This is a genomic window from Bifidobacterium sp. LH_389 (assembly GCF_056357235.1).
This window is the reverse complement of sequence record NZ_JBKEVR010000001.1, coordinates 387780-405852: the sequence shown is the minus strand read 5'-3', so window position 1 is coordinate 405852 and position 18073 is coordinate 387780. Positions and strand designations below refer to the sequence as shown.

Here is an 18073-nt window from a genome sequence, read left to right as displayed (position 1 = left end):
CGACCGGGTGGCTCGGCGGCGATAGCTCGATCGTCCGATCCACCCCATCCTCCGGTCACCCAGCCACCAGCCACCAAACAAGCCAAGCAAGGACGACGACCATGCACCAGCATCCCTTCGTTTCGGAATCCCATGAGGGTAACCCCGTCTACGAGTGGGGCCTGCTGGGGGTCGTCGTCGTTGCGGGCGTGGTGGCCGTGTGCGGATACACGACGGCCGCGACGGTGATCATTGCCGTCGCGGCCGTCGTCAGCGGGGTGCTGCGGCTCGCATTGCGCGAGCGCAGCCCCTTCAAGGTGCGGTCAGTGCCGTTCGACGCCTTCGTCAGCATTGCGCTGGGCATCGGGCTGGCCGCCCTCGACTTCTCCGTTCGCCTGCTGTTCTGACGGCGTCTCGGGTGCCGTAGCCGGCTCTGCCGCGGATTCGTCGGCGTCAGCGAAGACGCCCGCGCCCTCTGCTTCCACCTCTGTCTCGACTTCCGCTTCCTTGCCGTTGGCGTTGACGTTGGCGGCAGCTTCCACCATCTGCGCCACGATCATGCCAATGGCCACCAGCGCGGCGGCGAACAGCGGCGCGATCCAGAACACCCACAGCTGCGAGACCGGGTCCACGGACAGGCCCTTGTCGCGCGCAAGCAGCGCCACGCCGGTCGCACGGGCCGGGTTCAGCGCCGCGCCCGTGACCGGGTAGGCGAAGGCGGCGCCGGCACCGTACGCCAGAGCGACCACCCACGCGTGGGAACCGTCGGCCGTACCGTCCCGGCGCAGCGTGGCCACGGAAGCGCCCACCACGAGAAGGCAGGCCACGACCTCCACCACCACGGCGAACGTGGAGCCGAAGCTGATGCCCGCGCTGGTCAGCGCGCCGCTGGAGCGGGAGGCCTCGTCGAAACCGTTGACGGCCATCGTGAACCACGTGGAGGCCGGCACGGATTCGCTGGTCGGCAGCACGATCATGTAGAGGGCGGCACCGGCGATACCGCCGAGCACCTGAGCGACGATGTACGCAATGCCGTCGATCCAGTGCGTGCGGGACGTGAGCATGGCGGCCACGGTGACGGCCGGGTTGAGCTGTGCGCCGGACAGGCGGCCGAACAGCGCGGATGCGGCGCCGTACGCCAGCGCGGTGGTCAGGATGATGGGCGTGATGCCGGAGTACTGGTAGAGCAGCTGGCTGAGCGTGTAGACGATGAGGATGGCGAAGGTGACGAGCAGCACGCCGAGGAATTCACCTCCGCAGCGCAGCGCCAGCAGGCCGGGGTTGACGGCGGGCATGGTGTGGCTGCGGGCGGGACGGACGGTGGCGCGTGCCTCGGTCTCCTCGAACGGCGAGGGCTGGGCGGGCGCGGGCGCGGGGGCCGCAGCGGCCTGGGCGGTGTCGTCGGCCGGCTGGGCGGCGACGGATGCATTCGGATTGGACATGACGTTCCTTTACCTGATGGATATGGGATAGACGTTCCCGAGTCTAGCAGTGCTGCCTGTCGTCCCGAGGTGCCGTTACAATCGTTTTGCTTTATTGAATCCGTACAGCAATGTACCCGGCCACGTTGGGAGAACGATGCCACATCAGTATTCCCGCGCGAATCACGCGCAAGACCCGCACAGCAGCGACGGCGAACGCCTCCAGAAGATCCTGGCCCAGGCGGGCTTCGGCTCGCGCCGCAAGTGCGAACAGATCATTCTCGACGGCCGTGTGGAGGTGGATGGCGAACTCGTCACCCAGCTCGGCACGCGCGTTAACATCCACCGTCAGGAGGTGCGCGTCGACGGTTCCCGCGTGCGCATCAACGACCATCACACCACGCTCGCGCTCAACAAGCCCAAGCGCGTGCTGAGCGCCATGGAGGACCCGAAGGGCCGCTTCACCCTGCGCGACATCATCGGGGACAAGTACGAGCGCGTGTTCCACATGGGCCGTCTCGACTACGATTCCGAGGGCCTGATCCTCATGACGGACGACGGCGAGCTGAGCCAGCACGTCATGCACCCCAAGTACGAGGTCGAGAAGACCTACATCGCCACCGTGGAGGGCAAGCTGTCCGGTACGGTGGCCCGCCGTCTGGTCACGCAGGGCGTGCAGCTGGACGACGGGTGGATCAAGCTCGACCACTGCGCGATCCTCGACCAGAACCGCGAGCACACGCTCGTCAAGGTGGTACTGCATTCGGGCAAGAACCGCATCGTGCGCCGCATCTTCGGCGCGATCGGTTTCCCCGTGCGCCGTCTGGTGCGCACGCAGATCGGCCCGATCAAGCTCGGCGAACTCAAGCCCGGCTCGTACCGCGTGCTGTCTCAGACCGAACTGCGCTCCCTGAGCAAGGAGGTGGGCCTGTGATCACCGTCGCCATCGACGGTCCGGCAGGCGTAGGCAAGTCCAGCGTTTCCAAGGAGCTGGCCCGTCGCTACGGTCTCGCCTATCTGGACACGGGCGCCATGTACCGCGCGTGCGCGTGGTGGTGCCTGCACGAGGGCATCGACCTCGACGCCGCGGAGCCGGACGAGCAGGCCATCATCACCGCGGTGGGCGAGTTCTTCACCGGCGACCATTTCGACATCTCCGTCGATCCGGACCACCCGTCCGTGACGTGCGATGGCGAGGACATCTCCGATGCGATCCGCTCGTCCGAGGTCTCCGCACACGTCTCCGTGGTCTCCGGCATCCTGCCGGTGCGCCGCGTGCTCATCGCCGCCCAGCGTGCGTTCATCGCCCGCGAATCCTCCGGCGATTCGCATTCACGCGGGGCCGGCATTGTGGCGGAGGGGCGAGACATCACCACCGTGGTGGCTCCCGAAGCCGAGGTGCGCGTGCTGCTCACCGCCCGCGAGGAGGTGCGCGAGGCCCGCCGTGCCGGTCAGGCCGCCGATTCCGGTGCCCACGTAGGCGCCGACGACGTGGCGAAGCGCGACGCGATGGACGCGAAGGTCACCAACTTCACCACCGCCGCGGACGGCGTGGTCACCATCGACAACTCGGACATGACGCTCGAGCAGACCATTGACGCGGTGGCGAAGCTCGTGGAGGACGCACTCGAGGAGCAGGCGTACGAGCAGTACGCGGCCAACCTCGAGGGCTACGAGCTGGACGAGGCCGACGAGGCGCTCGTGGAGGGCCGCGGCGACTTCGACGAAGCCGACGTGTCTGAGGATCAGGCAGTCGGCGTGATCGCCGTCGTGGGCCGGCCGAACGTGGGCAAGTCCACGCTGGTCAACCGCATTCTGGGCCGCCGCGCCTCCGTGGTGGAGGACACGCCGGGCGTCACGCGCGACCGCATCAGCTACGACGCCGAATGGGCCGGCCGCGACTTCAAGCTCGTGGACACCGGCGGCTGGGAGACGGACGTGGAGGGACTCGACTCCGCCATCGCCAATCAGGCCGAGGTGGCCGTGCGCCTCGCGGACGCCGTGATCCTCGTGGTGGACGGGCAGATCGGCATGACCGCCAGTGACGAGCGCATCGTGAAGATGCTGCGCTCCAGCGGCAAGCCGGTCACGCTCGCCGTGAACAAGGTGGACGACAACGCCAGCGAGTACCTCACCGCCGACTTCTGGAAGCTCGGCATGGGAGAGCCGATGGGCATCTCCGCCATGCATGGCAGGGGAGTGGGCGACCTTCTGGACGAAGCGCTGCGCAAGCTCGACGAGGCGGACACCGCCTCCGGCACGCTCACCCCGTCCGGACTGCGCCGCGTGGCACTGATCGGACGGCCGAACGTGGGCAAGTCGTCGCTGCTCAACCAGCTGGCCCGCGAGGAACGGTCCGTGGTCAACGATCTGGCCGGCACCACGCGCGACCCGGTGGACGAGATCGTTGAGATTGACGGCGAGGACTGGCTGTTCATCGACACGGCCGGCATCAAGCGCCGCCTGCACAAGCTGTCCGGTGCGGAATACTATTCGTCGCTGCGCACCACCGCGGCGATCGAGCGTGCCGAGCTGGCCCTTGTGCTCTTCGATGCCTCGCAGCCCATTTCCGATCAGGACCTTAAGGTCATGAGTCAGGCCGTGGACGCGGGCCGTGCCATCGTGCTGGTGTTCAACAAGTGGGACGCCATGGACGAGTTCGACAAGCAGCGCCTCGAGCGCCTGTGGAAGACCGAATTCGACCGGGTCACCTGGGCGCAGCGCGTGAACCTGTCCGCCAAGACTGGCTGGCACACCAATCGTCTGGCCTCCGCCATGCGTCAGGCACTTGACTCGTGGGACAAGCGCATTCCCACGGGCAAGCTCAACGCGTTCCTGGGTCGCATTCAGGGCGAGCACCCGCACCCGTTGAGGGGCGGCAAGCAGCCGCGCATCCTGTTCGCCACACAGGCTTCGAGCCGGCCGCCGCGCTTCGTGATCTTCGCCACCGGCTTCCTTGAGCACGGTTACCGCCGCTTCCTGGAACGCTCGCTGCGCGAGGAGTTCGGATTCGAGGGTTCGCCCATCCAGATCTCCGTGAACGTGCGCGAGAAGAAGAAGCGCAAGTAGCGTAAGCAACGTAATCAACGCGATTCGCGGCGTCATCGGACCCTTCCGACGACGCCGCGATTTCATTTTTGGCGTGACGCCACGACACACCATAGCACGCAGCGCATCGTCAATCGATAAAACTACGTAGTTACATGGGCTACAATCATCCTGACGGTTTCCTAACAACATAAGCGAAACCCCCTCAACGAAGAAGGAGAGCAGCCCCGTGGACGTGACGTTTCAGTATTTCCTCCAACAGGTGCTCTCGAACCCCGCATTGGCGGTAACCACGCTGCTCACGCTGGGCGTCATCTTCGTCAACGGCTGGACCGACGCGCCGAACGCCATCGCCACCTGCGTGACCACCCGGTGCATGCGCGTGCGATCGGCGGTCATCATGGCCGCGGTGTTCAACTTCCTCGGCGTGCTGCTCATGACCCATTTCAATGCCTCCGTGGCATCCACGATCAGCAACATGGTCGACTTCGGCACGGACACGCACGCGGCGCTCATCGCCCTGTGCGCTGCGCTGTTCTCCATCGTGGTCTATTCCGTGGGCGCCTCGATGCTGGGCATCCCCACTTCGGAGAGCCACAGCCTCATCGCCGGCCTGTCCGGCGCGGCCATCGCCATTCAGGGCGGCATGAGCGGCATCAACATGGGCGAGTGGGCCAAGGTGCTCTACGGTCTTGCCGCAAGCCTCGTCATCGGCTTCGGCATGGGATGGATCGTGTGCAAGGCCGTCACGCTGGCGTGCGCCGGAATGGACCGCCGCCGCACCAACGGGTTCTTCACCTACGCGCAGATCGTGGGGGCCGCGGCCATGAGCTTCATGCACGGCGCGCAGGACGGCCAGAAGTTCATCGGCGTCCTGTTCCTCGGCATGGCGTTCTGCAGCGGCCAGCCGAGCGTGGCCGGCGTGGTCATCCCCGTGTGGCTCATGCTCCTGTGCAGCGTCATCATGGGCGTCGGCACGTCCGTGGGCGGCGAACGCATCATCAAGTCCGTCGGTCAGGACATGGTCAGGCTGGAGAAATACCAAGGCTTTTCCGCGGATCTGTCCAGTGCGCTGTGTCTGCTCGGCATGACGCTCCTCGGCATTCCCGTGTCCACCACGCACACCAAGACGAGCGCCATCATGGGCGTCGGCTCGGTGCGTCGACTGTCGGCCATCAACCTGCGCGTGGTGCGGGACATGATGCTCACCTGGGTGTTCACGTTCCCCGGCTGCGGCATCATCAGCTACGCGGTGGCCCGCCTGTTCATGGTGGTGTTCTAGGCCGCACCCACCGAGTTTTCGTGATTTCTCAACGGAAAGGAGCCAGACGCATGGCAAGAAAAAACGATTCCTTCTACTTCGACGGCTTCCGCGACAGCGCCGGGCACGCCCTGTCCGCCGCGCGCCTGCTCGCCGAGGTAATGCACGACTACGATCCGACGCGCCTGCATGAGCGGATGGATGAAATGCACCGCATCGAGCAGGCGGCGGACGAGATCCGCCACGGCATGATGGACGAGCTGGTGACGGCGTTCATCACCCCGTTCGAACGCGAGGACATCGCCGGCCTGTCCAGCGCGCTCGACGATGTGACCGACCGCATCGAGGGCGTGCTGCTGCGCCTGTACTACGACAACGTGACCTCCATGCGTCCTGACGGCCTGCAACTGGTGGACATGATGGTCCGCTCCTGCGAGGCCATGGTGCAGCTCATCGAGGAGCTGCCGAAGTTCAAGCGCTCCAAGACATTGCGCGAGCATGTGTTCGCCATCAATCAGGTGGAGGAGGGCGCCGACCGCGTGTTCGTCGAGGCGATGCGCGCGCTGCACACGTCCGACAGCGATCCGCTGCAGGTCTTCGCCTGGCATGAGATCTACGCGCATCTGGAGCGCTGCACGGACGACTGCGAGCATGTGGCGGACGTGGTCGACGGCGTCGTGATGAAGAACAGCTGATCACCGCCTCTTGAGCCAGCGGACGGCGAGCTGCGTGCGGTTCGCCAGACCCGTCCGCTCGAGGATCGCGCTGATGCGGTTGCGCACGGTTCCCTCGCTGAGGAACGAGCGCGCGGCGATCTGGCGGTTGTCGAGCCCCTCGGCCACCAATGCGACGATTTCGCGGTCGCGGTCGTTGAGATCCGCGAAGTCGTCGCCGGCATCCTCCGCGCCTCCGCTCTCGCCGCCGGCTCCGGAGAGCTTGCCGGCCACGTCGGACCCCAGCACCACCTGCCCGGCCATCACCGCCTGCAACGCGGGAGCCACCGCAGCCACGTCCTGCTTGATGAGGTATCCCTTGGCGCCGAGTTCCATGGCCTGCGCAATGTACGAGAGGTCCGCGAACGTGGTGAGAAACAGGACCCGGGCGGCCGGATCGCGTCGCAGGATCTCGCGCGCGGCGCTGATGCCGTCACGCGCCGGCATCTGGATGTCGATGAGCAGGACGTCCGGCCGGGTCGCCGGCTCACGGAAATAGGAGGACAGCGCCGCATCCCCGTCGTTGGCGGTCCACAGCACGTCGGCCGCACCGGTGGCCGTGAGGATGGTGTCCAGCGACTGGCAGACGATCGGATCGTCGTCCACGATGGCGATTCTCATGGCAAAGCTCCCTTCCTCATCCCATTATCGTCCGGCGGGAGAAGACTGGACTTCCGACCGCCGCTCCTTGGACTCCGACCACCGCTCCTTGGGCACGGAAACGAACACGCGCCAGCCGCCTGCGTATGGACCGCACACCGCGGTGCCGCCGAGCGAACGCACGCGCGCCTCGATGTCCGCCAAGCCCATGCCGCGCGGCAGCCCGTCTGCCGTCGTGCCCGTGCCCGTTCCCGCCGCATTCATTCCCGCCGCGGTCTCCCCGGTCTTTCCAGTCTCCTCGGCCTTCGCCGGCCCGTCGTCGCGGATCACGAGCTGCCAGAACGCCGGGAAGTCGCGCAACGTCACGCTTGCTCCGGGCGCATCGCTGTGATGCACCACGTTGGACAACGCCTCGCGGATGACCGTGGCGAAGCAGCGTGCCACGGGCGCGGGCGCGGCGGTCACGTCGTTGGCGAGCATCACCGTGAATCCGGGGGAGACGCCGTCGAACGAACGGGCCGCGTCGCAGATGCGTCCCGCGAAATCGGTGCCTTCGTCCTCAAGATCGTGCACGGACCGACGCACCATGGTCATCGCGTCGTCGAGCGTGGCCGCCACGTCCGTGAATCCCCGGGCCGCCACGGCGTCTCCGGTCGCGTCCGCCACCGCCTTTCCCGCCCCGGTCTGCATGATCGCGCGCGTGAGCAGATGGCCTACGTTGTCGTGGATCTCCCGGGCGATGCGCGTGCGTTCGGCGAGCGTGGCCGTGCGCGCGGACCGGTCGCGCTCCTCGGTCAGATCGGCGAGGCGGACCCGGCTCGAGCGCACGGATGCACGCACGCGGTCCTCGAAGGCGCGCAGTTCCCCGCGCACACGGCTTGCCGCGGCGGCACGGGTGCCGAATGCGAAGCCGACGCAGACCGCGATCGCCGCCACCAGATTCAGCGCAGTCAAGCCGCCCGGTCTCGCCAGCACAGCGCAAACCGGAACGGCCCATGCCCACGCCGGCAGACCGGAGAGCATGCGACGCACGATGGAGCCAGCCGACGGCGTTGCAGACGGAGCTCCCGGCTGCATTGCCGAAGCCGCCGCCGGCGTTCCCGTCGTCACCGGCGTGCGGGCGCGGGCCGCATCGTAGGCGACGGACGGCAGGAACACGGTCCATACGGGTACGATCAGCGCGGCAGCCGCGTACAGGACGGAGGGAATCCATCCGCGGCGCGATCCCATGAGCCATTCGCCGAGCCCCGCCACGCACACGGCCGCCAGCAGACCGGCGAGAAGCAGCGCGTCCGTCGGAGTGATCCACGGACCGCCCTCCGCAGCGACGCCACCGCCCGCTGCGAGGCCTGCCATCGCAAGACCGCCCGCACCGAATCCGCGCATCGCCGCAGCCAGCATCGCCCCAAGTGCGATCAGCAGTGCCTTGTCGATCATCGTGCGCATGTCCGCTCCCGTTTCGTCCTTTCGTCCAGCCTAGTCCATGCGGCGTCTCATCCCCACGTGTCAGGCGTAAGCGTCAATCGGTCCAGACTGCGTCCAAGATTGTCTCCCAGCTGCGCGACCCCGCGTCGTATCTGAATAGTGTGCAGCAGATTCCGACGGTTGCGAACGTCTATCTGCGTTCTGTGCAGCAGTCACCGGAGCGAAGACGGCCGAAAATGCCTCCCAAACCCGCCTGTAAGTCTCCTTTGGGCCGGAAAATACCGCCGTGACCGGGAAAGGAGTGCTGCACAGAACGCAGATAGACCTCTGCACGGTGGCGAATCTGCTGCACACTCCGCAGATAGACGGCAGATAGTCGGTCCGGAGGTGTGCCCGGCATCCGGCCCGGCGTCCAGACCGACAAACTTTGCGGGGTATTTCCCGCGCGAAGGTTGGAATTCCAACCTTCCGACAGATAATATGCCCGAAAGTTTGTCAAGATAAATGAGTGACAAATGTCATGGGCCTGCGGGCACGTCGTGACATTTGCCGGTGGCGCCAGCGGCCATGAGGGAAGCATGATGGAGTCATCGGACATTCCGCCGGAGCATCGCCGCAACGCAAAAGGCAGCCGGCGGACGCACGGGATACCGCAACGAAAGGAAGGAGCGGTCATGACGGACGAAGCAACACGCAACGCGCCGCGCCAAGGCACGCCGCAACCGCAGCACAGCGCGCCGGATAGCGCAACGCAACCGCCGGCTGCACAGTCCCCGGCCACGCAATCGGCACCGCAGGAGGCCGTCAAGGTCAGCGGACTCGTCAAGCGCTACGGCGACATGGTGGCGCTGGACTACTTCGACCTCGACGTCCGCGAGGGCGAGATCTTCGGTCTGCTCGGCCCCAACGGCTCGGGCAAGACCACGGCGATCAACTGCATTCTCGCACTGCTCACCTATGATGCGGGCACGATCCGCGTGTTCGGCGAGCCCATGACGCCCACGAGCTACGATCTCAAGCGGCGTATCGGCATCGTGCCGCAGAACGTGGCCGTGTTCAACGAGCTGACCGTCACGGAGAACATCGACTACTTCTGCTCGCTGTACGTGCCGCGCAAGGCCGATCGCGAGCCGCTCGTGAACGAGGCGATCGACTTCGCGGGACTGGGCGAGTTCCGCGGCTACCTGCCCGGCAAGCTGTCCGGCGGTCTGCTGCGGCGGCTCAACATCGCCTGCGGCATTGCGCACAAGCCGGACCTGATCTTCTTCGACGAGCCTACGGTGGCCGTGGACCCGCAGAGCCGCAACGCGATTCTGGAGGGCATCCAGCGGCTCAACGAGAACGGCGCCACGGTAATCTACACGAGCCACTACATGGAGGAGGTCGAGCAGATCTGCGACCGGATCCTCATCATGGACCACGGCCGGCATCTGGCGCTCGGCACGGCGGACGAGCTCAAGAACATGATCGACGCGGGGGAGCAGATCAGCGCCGAGACGCTGGACCTGACCGACGGGACGCTGGAGCGCCTGCGCGCGCTGCCGTTCGTCATCGAGGCCTCGTACGACGGCCGCGAGCTGGACGTGCGTTGCCGGCGCGGCGAGCACAACCTCATGGACCTGCTCGCCGTGCTGCGCGAGGGGCACGTCAACGTGGGGCATCTGACGAGCCGCCCGCCCACCCTCAACGACGTGTTCCTCGAGCTCACCGGCAAGGCTCTCAGGGACTGATCGGGGGAGTGCCATGTGGACTACATTCCTGACCGTGCTCAAGGTCAATCTGCGCAACAAGGCCGCGCTGTTCTGGATGGTGCTGTTCCCGATCGTGCTGGCCACCCTGTTCACCGGCGTGTTCGGCAACCTCGAGAAGGGCTACTCCGTCACGCCGGTGCCCATGGCCGTGGTGCAGGATGCGAACTGGAAAAAGGCGGCCGCGACGCAGATGTTCGTCGACGCGCTGGCGGGCAACAGTAGCGCAGCCAACGCGGACGATGACGGCACCGCCCGCGTGCAGCTCCTGACCGTCACCGCCACGGATTCCGTGGACGGCGCGAAGCGACTGCTCGCGGACGGCACCGCGAAGGGCTACCTGACCGCGGACAACGCCGGTCGCATCGGGATCACGCTGGGCCGCGACACCGCCTTCTCGGCCGGGGATTCCGTCAACGGCTCGGCCCTGAGCATCACGCTGGCCGCACTGGACACGGTGATCGACCGGTACAACCGCACCGACGCCGTCACCCGCCAGACCCTCGTGAACAACCCGCAAGCCCTGATGAGCCAGACGTTCTGGAACGCCGTCGGGTCCGGCTCCATGACCCGCGAGGTGACGCTCACGAACTTCAAGCCGGATGCGATGGCAAGGTACTACTACGCGCTGCTGGGCATGGCCTGCCTGAATGCCCTGGGCTACGCGGCCGACTCGGTGAACATGGCGCAGGCGAACCTGTCCGCGCTGGGCATCCGCCGTTCGGTTTCGCCGCTGCACCGCTCGAGCCAGCTGCTGGCGGGCTTCCTGGCCTGCTGGCTGTGCTCGTTCGTCGCGCTGGCCGTCGCGCTGGCCTACACCCGCTACGTGTGCGGCGTGGAGATAGGCGGGCGCGAACCGGCGGCCGTGCTCGCCGTCGCGGTGGCCTCGTTCATGGCGAGTTCGGCCGGCAGCCTGCTCGGCGCCATCCCGGGGCTCTCCGCTTCCGTGAAGTCCGGACTCGTGAGTGCGATCAGCTGCTCGCTCTCCCTGTTCACCGGTCTGTACGGCGGGTTCGCGATGGAGCTGAGCGACTGGATCGCCCGTCACGCGCCCGTGCTCGCCGCCATCAATCCCGCACAGCAGGTCGTGAACCTGTTCTACTCGCTCATGTACTACGACGGTTACGGTCCCTTCCTTCGCACCTGCGGCACGCTGCTCGCCATGAGCGCGGTCTTCCTCGCCGCCGGGACCGTTATGCTGAGGAGGCAACGCTATGAACACCTGTAAGGCCACCCTGCGCATTCTGGCCGCGCACAAGCTGTATCTCATCATCTATCTGGTGCTGATGAGCGTCATGATGTTCTCGCTGAGTTGGTCCTTGCTGTCCTCCAACGCTTCGTCCGCGAGCGCCGACGCCGACCCGACCTACGAGCCGGGCAGGCCGGTGGTGGCCGTGGTGGACCGCGACTCCAACCGCGGCGGCATCGCGCAGGGCTTGCGTGCCTACCTGTCCGAGTCCAGCACGCTCACGGATCTGCCGGACGATCCCGAATCGCTGCAGCAGGCGGTCGCCTCGCATTGGGCGGATCTCATCGTGATCATCCCCGACGGGTTCGCACAGGGGCTGCTTGATTCGGCGGCTGCGGGGGAGCAGACGGGCGAACAGGCGCGTGTGGAGACGGTGACGAGCTACACGTCCGGCGCAGGTTCCATGGCCGGCATGAGCGTCGACGGATTCCTTTCGCTCACGCGCACCGCGCTGGTCGGCTCGCTCGTTCAGGTGGATGTGCCCGAGTCCGTGCTCGATGGGATCCGCGCCGGTCTGGAGGCCCAGCAAAACGGTTCCGGCACCACGGGCAGCACGGGAACCACGGAACCCGGCATGCCGTCGGGCGGTACGCCGGCCACCATGCCCGAAGATTCGCTGCGCACGCCCACGCTCGACGACCTTTCCAAGGCCACGGACCGCGCGGTCGCCTCCTCGCGCGACGGCGACGTGAACCGTCCGATCGCCGTCACGGACGTGACTGCCGCCGCCGGCACCGACGGAAATGGCGAGCGCACGGCGACCGCTGCCGAGGCCGCGGCGAGTGGGTTCGGCAACACCATGAAGACCGCCCTGTACCCGCTGTTCCTGGCCATGAGCGTGTGCTCGTCGGTCATTCTGGGCGCGTTCACCGCCGGCGAGGTGCGCAGGCGCCTGATCGCCTCGCCCGGGCGCATGTCGGCCATGGCCCTGCAGCGCACCGCCGCCCTGTGCGGGTTCGCGCTCGTGGTGTGCGCGGGCTATCTGGCCGTCACGTTCGCGCTCATGCTGGCGGCCGGGCTCGCTCCCTCCGCGCTGTCCGCGGGAGGCGTGGCGATGACGTTCTGCGCCACCTGCGTGTTCGCGCTCATGACCGTGGCCTGCGGGTTCATGCTCAGCGAGTGCGGCGCCTCCGAGGTGGCGGCCAACGGGTTCGCGAACATCTTCGGCCTGGCCGTCATGTTCACCTCGGGCATCGCCATTCCGCTGGACATGGCCCCCGCGGCCATGCTCACACTCGCCAAGCTGCTGCCCGGCTGGTGGTACTGCGAGGCGATCAACAACGCACTCGGCATCGGCTCCGCCTCCGGGACCGGCACGTCCGTGGGCGGATGGCTGATCGGGCTCGCGCTGGTCGCCCTGTACGCCGCCGCGTTCGTGTGCATCGGCCTCGCCGCCGGCCGCATCCGCCGCACACGCCCCGTACACGCGGCCGTTTCGACCCCGGAGGCGGGACGGTAGACGATCCCCCCGTTTGTCCCTATGCCATGGATAGAATCCCTTTCCCAAGTACAATCCAAGTACAATCGAACCGTAAGGAGGTGCGCAATGGACGCAATGGACGTGGCCGATTTCTTCATAGCAACGGCCAACGAGGGAAATCCGGAGGAGGACGACGGCATGACCAACATGAAGCTCAACAAGCTCATGTTCTTCGCCCAGGCCGCGTGCCTCCAACGATTCGGCCGGCCGCTGTTCGACGCCCCCATAGAGGCATGGGACTATGGTCCCGTCGTCAAGGACGTGTACCGCACGTTCAAGGGATATCAACGTGACGCGATCAGCAAGGTCGCACAGCCGTTCGACTGGAAGACCATCAACCCGGACACGTTGGAACTCCTGTGCGACGTGTACCGGACGTACGCGCGCGACTATTCCGCCATCGGTCTCATGCGCATGACTCATAAGCCCGGCACCCCATGGTCGCTAACCTACGAAAAAGGACGCAGCAACGTCATTACCCAGCAGACCATCAGACAATGGGTGGAAGCCAACCCTCTGCCCATCGACGAAGCGAAACTGCCGGCCGCCAGCGTTCCCGACGTACGGCTCACCGAGGACGGCAACATGATACTGCCCGAAGGGTGGGAGGATGACTGACCCCGTCCGCCCATGGCAGGTACGCCGCGTATGGTTTGTCTACGCGGAGGACCATACGCAAGGCAAGTCGCGGCGCGTTATCGTCAAGGAAGTGGACGATGCCGGATGCGCCGTCATCTACGTGACCAGCAAGGTGGACAAGTACGCGGACCGCAGTGACTTCTATGTACTTCGCAACTGGGAGGACGAGGGCTTCGACCGGGCGTCGATAGTCGGATGGAAACGCGTCATTCGCGTCCCCGTCGAACAGTTGGGGGAGTGCCTGGGTGAGCTGTCCCCGTACGACCGTCTTGAATTGCAGATGCGCTACCAGCTGCACTGACGGCGATCGGAGTCGCCTCCATTCCGTTGTATCCTGGTGCAAGTGCGTGAGGAAAGGCGGAGAGGCATGCAGGAGATGCATCGGATCATCAACGTGGTGGGGGCGGCGATCGTGCGCGACGGCAAGGTGCTGTGCGCGCGCCGCGGACCGGGCAAGGCTCTCGCGGGGTTCTGGGAGTTCCCCGGCGGCAAGATCGAGCCGCACGAGACGGCCCGCGAGGCCCTTCACCGGGAGATCGAGGAGGAGCTGATCTGCGAGGTCGAGGTGGCCGATCAGGTGTGCACCAGCCAGTACGACTACCCGTTCGGCACCGTCCGCCTCACCACGTTCATCTGCCATCTGACGGGCGGGCTCCCGCGCCTGACCGAGCACACGGAGATCTGCTGACTGCTCCCTGCGGACATGCCGTCCCTCGAATGGGCGCCCGTGGACCGCGAGGCCGTGCGGCTGCTTTCCGCCATGCATTTCGCCCCGGCTTCCGCGGCGGCCAAGTGAAAAGCGAGTGAGAAACGAGTGAGAAGGCGGGACGGCGGCGTGCGGGGAAGTGAAGCCGATACGGGGGAACGCGCGGGCGGAGTAGTAGCGGGCGAAGACGCGCAATCGGTGCTCGATGACGTCATCGCGGGTCTGATCGGGCCGAAGCCGGAATCGTCCGGCATGTACCGGCCCATGCTGATCGTCAACCGTCCGGAGGGCCTGACGATGGGGGAGGCGCTCAGCGAGGAGATCGCCTCCTGCGATGCGTTCGACATGTCCGTGGCGTTCGTCTCGGCCGGCGCAGTGCTGACCCTGTTCGAGGATTTCCGTTCGCACGGCAGACGGACCTCGTCGGAGCACGGCACGGGCGCGCCAAGCCGCCTGATTACGTCGACGAAGAACTTCTTCAACGATCCGAAGGCGTTCTGGGAGCTGCTGCATCTGCGCGACGTGGCCGGCGTGGACGTGCGTGTGTGGAACGGCGGTGCCTCGGAAGGCGCCGACGCCGACGAATCGATCCGCGAACAGCCGTTCCATCCGAAGGGGTATGTCTTCGCCCGCCGGATGCGCGACGGAAGACCGTACTACAACCTCTACGTGGGCAGTTCCAACCTCACCTCCACGGCGCTGGGCGTGCAGCGGGAATGGAACCTGCGCGTCTCCTCGCTGGACGAAGGCGATCTCGTGGAGCAGTTCCGCGAGGAGCTGGATTCCCAGCTTTCCGATTCCGAGCCGCTGACCGAGGAATGGATCCGGCGGTACGAGGAGGATTTCAGGCACTATGCGCCGCCTCGCCGGGAGCTTCTGCGCGAGCGGGAATCCCGCACGATCGAACCCAACGCCATGCAGCGCGAGGCCTTGCGCAGCCTTGCGGATCTGCGGCGGCAGGGCGAACACCGGGCGATCATCATCTCGGCCACGGGCACCGGCAAGACGTATCTGTCGGCCTTCGACGTGAGGGCGGCGAAACCCCGGCGAATGCTGTACATCGCACAGCAGCAGCAGATCCTCACCAAGGCCATGGAATCCTTCCGCAGGGTGCTCGGCTGCGACGAATCCGAGACCGGACTGTTTTCCGGCAACAGCAAGCAGCATGACCGCCGCTACGTGTTCGCCACCGTGCAGACGATGCGCAACCCGGAAGTGCTCGCACAGTTCGCGTCGGACGAGTTCGACTACGTACTGATCGACGAGGCCCACCATGCCGGCGCCGAAGGCTACCGGAAGGTGATCGACCATTTCCGTGACGCGGACTTCATGCTCGGCATGACCGCCACCCCGGAACGAACCGACGGATTCAACGTCTTCGAACTGTTCGGGCACAACGTCGCATACGAGATCCGGCTGCAGAAGGCGCTGGACGAGGGCATGCTCTGTCCGTTCCATTACTACGGCGTGGCGGAATACATCGGCTCCGAGGACGGCGGTACGATCGGCGTCGCATCGGGCCCATCGGCCGAGGAGAGGCATCAGCTCACATACGAGATCAGCCAGCTCGCCACCCCTGAGCGCGTGCGCTACATCATCGACAAGCTGCAGGAATACGGCCAGTTCGGACTGCCCGTCACCGGACTGGTGTTCTGCAGCCGGCAGGAGGAGGCCCGGGAACTGTCCCGCCTGTTCAACATGCAGATGAACCAGCAGGCTGAACGTCCGTACCGTACCGCCGCGGTGACCAGCACCGACGAGAACGGCCGCCCGGTCACGCCCGAACGACGAGACGAATACGTGGAACGGCTGGAAAACGGGGAGCTGGACTATCTGTTCACCGTCGATCTGTTCAACGAGGGCGTGGACATCCCCTCGCTCAATCAGATCGTCATGCTGCGCAGCACCGAATCAAGCATCGTGTTCACCCAGCAGCTGGGCCGTGGCCTGCGCAAGTTCCCGCACAAGGACAGCGTGGTGGTGATCGATTTCATTGGCAACTACGCCAACAACTTCCTGATTCCGGTGGCCCTGTACGGCAACACCGGCGACCGTGACATCGCGCGGCGGAACATGCAACGCAAGTCGATCGGACTGTCATCCATCAGCTTCGACCCGATAGCCCGCGAACGCGTCCTCAGATCGCTGGACTCTGCGGACTGGTCCGACATGAAACGTCTGACCGACCAGTACCGCATCCTGCGCTTCGAGCTCGGGCGCATTCCGATGCTGGAGGACGTGTACCGCCACGACCCGTCCCTGCCGATGACGATGGCCTCGAAGGGCAGCAACTACCTCGATTTCGTCCGGTCGCGCGAGAAGAGCATCGGACGGGGCAAGCAGCGGGACGGACGGCGGAACGCGACGTTCCTCGACCTGCTGGAACCGGTTTCCCCGACCGCCGACGCCGTGCTGAAGATGGCGACGGAACTGCTGTTGCCGGGACTGCGTCCGCACGAGCTGGTCATCCTCGACAGGCTCATTAACGCATGCGACGCAAACAGCGCAGCCGGCTCCCTGGACCGGCATGACCTGGCGGCCGCGATCCGCGCCGAATTCCCCACGGCGGATCCGGCGGACGACCAGTTCGACTCCGCCATCCGAGTGCTGGACTACTCCTATTTCACCGATCCGAACCGCAAGCGATTCGGCAATACGCCGCTCATCGAGGCGGCGGGGGACACCTACCGCGCCAGCGCGTGGCTCGCGGACGAGCTGTCCTCCAACCGCACGTTCCGCGATTTCCTTGCCGACACGATCCGCGTGGGCATGCTCAACTGCCGCGATCTGCTCTCCGTGCCGGACGGCCGCCGGCGCGCCTTCGACCGTGCGTTCCGGTACGGGCGCAAGTATTCGCTGGCGGACGTGATGCGCCTGTGCGGATGGAGGAAGGAGAACACCCCTCAGAACGTGGGCGGCTACTATCTGGACAAGGAGACCGGGACCATGCCGATCTTCGTCAAGTACGCGGCCAGCCAGTACGAGGACGAATTCCTCAACGCGCAGGAGATGCGTTACTTCAGCAAGAACGGCCGTACGCCGAGTTCGCCGGAATTCCAATGGGTCCGCGAGGGCGAGGGGCCGGATTGGGACGCAACCCACTTCGTGCCTCTGTTCGTGATGCGCAAGGCGGAGGCGAAGGACGGCAAATACTATTACGTCGGCCGTGTGAAGGCGTTCGACCATCCCACGCTGACCTCCAAGCCCAATGCGGACGGGCAAGGGCACGTCAAGGTCACGCTGTCCACGCTGAGGCTTGCCGAGCCGATCGATCCGGTGCTGTACCGGCATCTGATCGGGTGACAGGCGTCCTGAATCACGGATAGTCCGGCTTGTCGCCCGCCGCATGCGGCCAGATGAGCGCGAACATCCTATCGCACGCGTCCATGGCCGCCTCCACGGGGGTGTCACCCTCGCCCAGTCTGGCAAGGCGCTCCAGTCTGTCCGGTTTCGTCCACGCCATGTCCTTCAGCCAGTCCTCGTACCGCTCGGCCATGTATGAGCAGGCCATGTCACGGGCCGTGCAACCGGCATGATGCATCGCGTGGTACGGATGCCCTTCCGCGGCATCCTGCCAGTAGCCGACGATGTACCCGGTGACCTCGTGCATGAGCTCCTTGGCGGCATCGTCCATGGGGACATCACCTTTCGTGCAGGCGATTCGCCCCTTGCGAACCGCGTAGTCCCTGGAGTAGCAGAGAGAAACGACAGGACTCGCGTACGTACGCGCAAATGAGTCGTGGATCTATGGCGAGCGTGTGGCGGGCATCCTCAGAGGCACGCGGGGACAACGGCGAACACGCC

General features: G+C 65.9%; 15 protein-coding genes and 1 pseudogene. 12 read left to right on the top strand and 4 right to left on the bottom strand.

Annotation, left to right across the window (positions count from 1 at the left end):
- Nucleotides 1-101 precede the first annotated feature (101 nt).
- Entirely contained in the window at nucleotides 102-386 is a 285-nt protein-coding gene (locus tag AC1AZA_RS01765) for a DUF3017 domain-containing protein (RefSeq protein WP_476513022.1), read from the top strand.
- On the opposite strand, the gene AC1AZA_RS01760 is transcribed toward AC1AZA_RS01765, so the two are convergent.
- Nucleotides 303-1421, bottom strand: a complete 1119-nt coding sequence (locus tag AC1AZA_RS01760; RefSeq protein WP_476513021.1) for an MIP/aquaporin family protein — start codon at nucleotides 1419-1421, stop codon at nucleotides 303-305. The genes AC1AZA_RS01765 and AC1AZA_RS01760 overlap by 84 nt on opposite strands.
- A gap of 136 nt (nucleotides 1422-1557) precedes the next feature.
- Between AC1AZA_RS01760 and AC1AZA_RS01755 the strand changes: the two genes are divergently transcribed.
- From AC1AZA_RS01755 to AC1AZA_RS01740, 4 genes are all read left to right on the top strand, one after another.
- A complete protein-coding gene (locus AC1AZA_RS01755) occupies nucleotides 1558-2334 on the top strand; it encodes a pseudouridine synthase (RefSeq protein ID WP_476513020.1) in 777 nt (258 codons plus the stop codon).
- Complete coding sequence (der, locus tag AC1AZA_RS01750; protein WP_476513019.1) at nucleotides 2331-4469, top strand: bifunctional cytidylate kinase/GTPase Der; 2139 nt, start codon at nucleotides 2331-2333, stop codon at nucleotides 4467-4469. The genes AC1AZA_RS01755 and der overlap by 4 nt, the downstream gene beginning before the upstream one ends.
- 208 nt (nucleotides 4470-4677) lie before the next feature.
- Entirely contained in the window at nucleotides 4678-5730 is a 1053-nt protein-coding gene (locus AC1AZA_RS01745; RefSeq protein ID WP_476513018.1) for an inorganic phosphate transporter, read from the top strand.
- 50 nt (nucleotides 5731-5780) lie between these two features.
- A complete protein-coding gene (locus tag AC1AZA_RS01740; protein WP_476513017.1) occupies nucleotides 5781-6404 on the top strand; it encodes a DUF47 domain-containing protein in 624 nt (207 codons plus the stop codon).
- Here the strand turns inward: AC1AZA_RS01740 and AC1AZA_RS01735 are convergent, their stop codons facing one another.
- Together AC1AZA_RS01735 and AC1AZA_RS01730 are read right to left on the bottom strand one after the other, a co-directional pair.
- Nucleotides 6405-7043, bottom strand: coding sequence for a response regulator (locus AC1AZA_RS01735; RefSeq protein ID WP_476513016.1), 639 nt, complete (start codon nucleotides 7041-7043; stop codon nucleotides 6405-6407).
- Between the two features lie 24 nt (nucleotides 7044-7067).
- Nucleotides 7068-8468 (bottom strand): sensor histidine kinase, encoded by a 1401-nt coding sequence (locus AC1AZA_RS01730; protein WP_476513015.1) that lies wholly within the window; start codon nucleotides 8466-8468, stop codon nucleotides 7068-7070.
- A gap of 653 nt (nucleotides 8469-9121) precedes the next feature.
- Here AC1AZA_RS01730 and AC1AZA_RS01725 point away from each other — a divergent pair.
- From AC1AZA_RS01725 to AC1AZA_RS01695, 7 genes and pseudogenes are all read left to right on the top strand, one after another.
- On the top strand, nucleotides 9122-10177 hold the full coding sequence (locus tag AC1AZA_RS01725) for an ABC transporter ATP-binding protein (RefSeq protein ID WP_476513014.1): 1056 nt from the start codon (nucleotides 9122-9124) through the stop codon (nucleotides 10175-10177).
- A 13-nt stretch (nucleotides 10178-10190) separates the two neighbouring features.
- Nucleotides 10191-11423, top strand: coding sequence for an ABC transporter permease (locus tag AC1AZA_RS01720; RefSeq protein WP_476513013.1), 1233 nt, complete (start codon nucleotides 10191-10193; stop codon nucleotides 11421-11423).
- A complete protein-coding gene (locus tag AC1AZA_RS01715) occupies nucleotides 11410-12903 on the top strand; it encodes an ABC transporter permease (protein ID WP_476513012.1) in 1494 nt (497 codons plus the stop codon). Before AC1AZA_RS01720 ends, AC1AZA_RS01715 begins: the two co-directional genes overlap by 14 nt.
- An 87-nt stretch (nucleotides 12904-12990) precedes the next feature.
- A complete protein-coding gene (locus tag AC1AZA_RS01710; RefSeq protein WP_476513011.1) occupies nucleotides 12991-13542 on the top strand; it encodes a Panacea domain-containing protein in 552 nt (183 codons plus the stop codon).
- A complete protein-coding gene (locus tag AC1AZA_RS01705; RefSeq protein ID WP_476513010.1) occupies nucleotides 13535-13864 on the top strand; it encodes a hypothetical protein in 330 nt (109 codons plus the stop codon). The genes AC1AZA_RS01710 and AC1AZA_RS01705 overlap by 8 nt, the downstream gene beginning before the upstream one ends.
- A 66-nt stretch (nucleotides 13865-13930) precedes the next feature.
- A pseudogene (locus AC1AZA_RS01700) lies at nucleotides 13931-14359 on the top strand ((deoxy)nucleoside triphosphate pyrophosphohydrolase).
- Nucleotides 14360-14467: 108 nt separating this feature from the next.
- A complete protein-coding gene (locus tag AC1AZA_RS01695) occupies nucleotides 14468-17572 on the top strand; it encodes a DUF3427 domain-containing protein (RefSeq protein WP_476513158.1) in 3105 nt (1034 codons plus the stop codon).
- 13 nt (nucleotides 17573-17585) lie between these two features.
- On the opposite strand, the gene AC1AZA_RS01690 is transcribed toward AC1AZA_RS01695, so the two are convergent.
- Nucleotides 17586-17903, bottom strand: coding sequence for a hypothetical protein (locus tag AC1AZA_RS01690; protein ID WP_476513009.1), 318 nt, complete (start codon nucleotides 17901-17903; stop codon nucleotides 17586-17588).
- Nucleotides 17904-18073: the final 170 nt, after the last annotated feature.

Excerpts from the sequence above, each read along its gene's own strand:
- AC1AZA_RS01740 (WP_476513017.1), top strand. The coding sequence starts at position 5,781 with ATGGCAAGAAAAAACGATTCCTTCTACTTCGACGGCTTCCGCGACAGC.
- AC1AZA_RS01765 (WP_476513022.1), top strand. The coding sequence starts at position 102 with ATGCACCAGCATCCCTTCGTTTCGGAATCCCATGAGGGTAACCCCGTC.
- AC1AZA_RS01725 (WP_476513014.1), top strand. The coding sequence starts at position 9,122 with ATGACGGACGAAGCAACACGCAACGCGCCGCGCCAAGGCACGCCGCAA.
- AC1AZA_RS01710 (WP_476513011.1), top strand. The coding sequence starts at position 12,991 with ATGGACGCAATGGACGTGGCCGATTTCTTCATAGCAACGGCCAACGAG.
- AC1AZA_RS01690 (WP_476513009.1), bottom strand. The coding sequence starts at position 17,903 with ATGGACGATGCCGCCAAGGAGCTCATGCACGAGGTCACCGGGTACATC.
- AC1AZA_RS01705 (WP_476513010.1), top strand. The coding sequence starts at position 13,535 with ATGACTGACCCCGTCCGCCCATGGCAGGTACGCCGCGTATGGTTTGTC.
- AC1AZA_RS01755 (WP_476513020.1), top strand. The coding sequence starts at position 1,558 with ATGCCACATCAGTATTCCCGCGCGAATCACGCGCAAGACCCGCACAGC.
- AC1AZA_RS01760 (WP_476513021.1), bottom strand. The coding sequence starts at position 1,421 with ATGTCCAATCCGAATGCATCCGTCGCCGCCCAGCCGGCCGACGACACC.
- AC1AZA_RS01730 (WP_476513015.1), bottom strand. The coding sequence starts at position 8,468 with ATGCGCACGATGATCGACAAGGCACTGCTGATCGCACTTGGGGCGATG.
- AC1AZA_RS01715 (WP_476513012.1), top strand. The coding sequence starts at position 11,410 with ATGAACACCTGTAAGGCCACCCTGCGCATTCTGGCCGCGCACAAGCTG.
- AC1AZA_RS01720 (WP_476513013.1), top strand. The coding sequence starts at position 10,191 with ATGTGGACTACATTCCTGACCGTGCTCAAGGTCAATCTGCGCAACAAG.
- AC1AZA_RS01735 (WP_476513016.1), bottom strand. The coding sequence starts at position 7,043 with ATGAGAATCGCCATCGTGGACGACGATCCGATCGTCTGCCAGTCGCTG.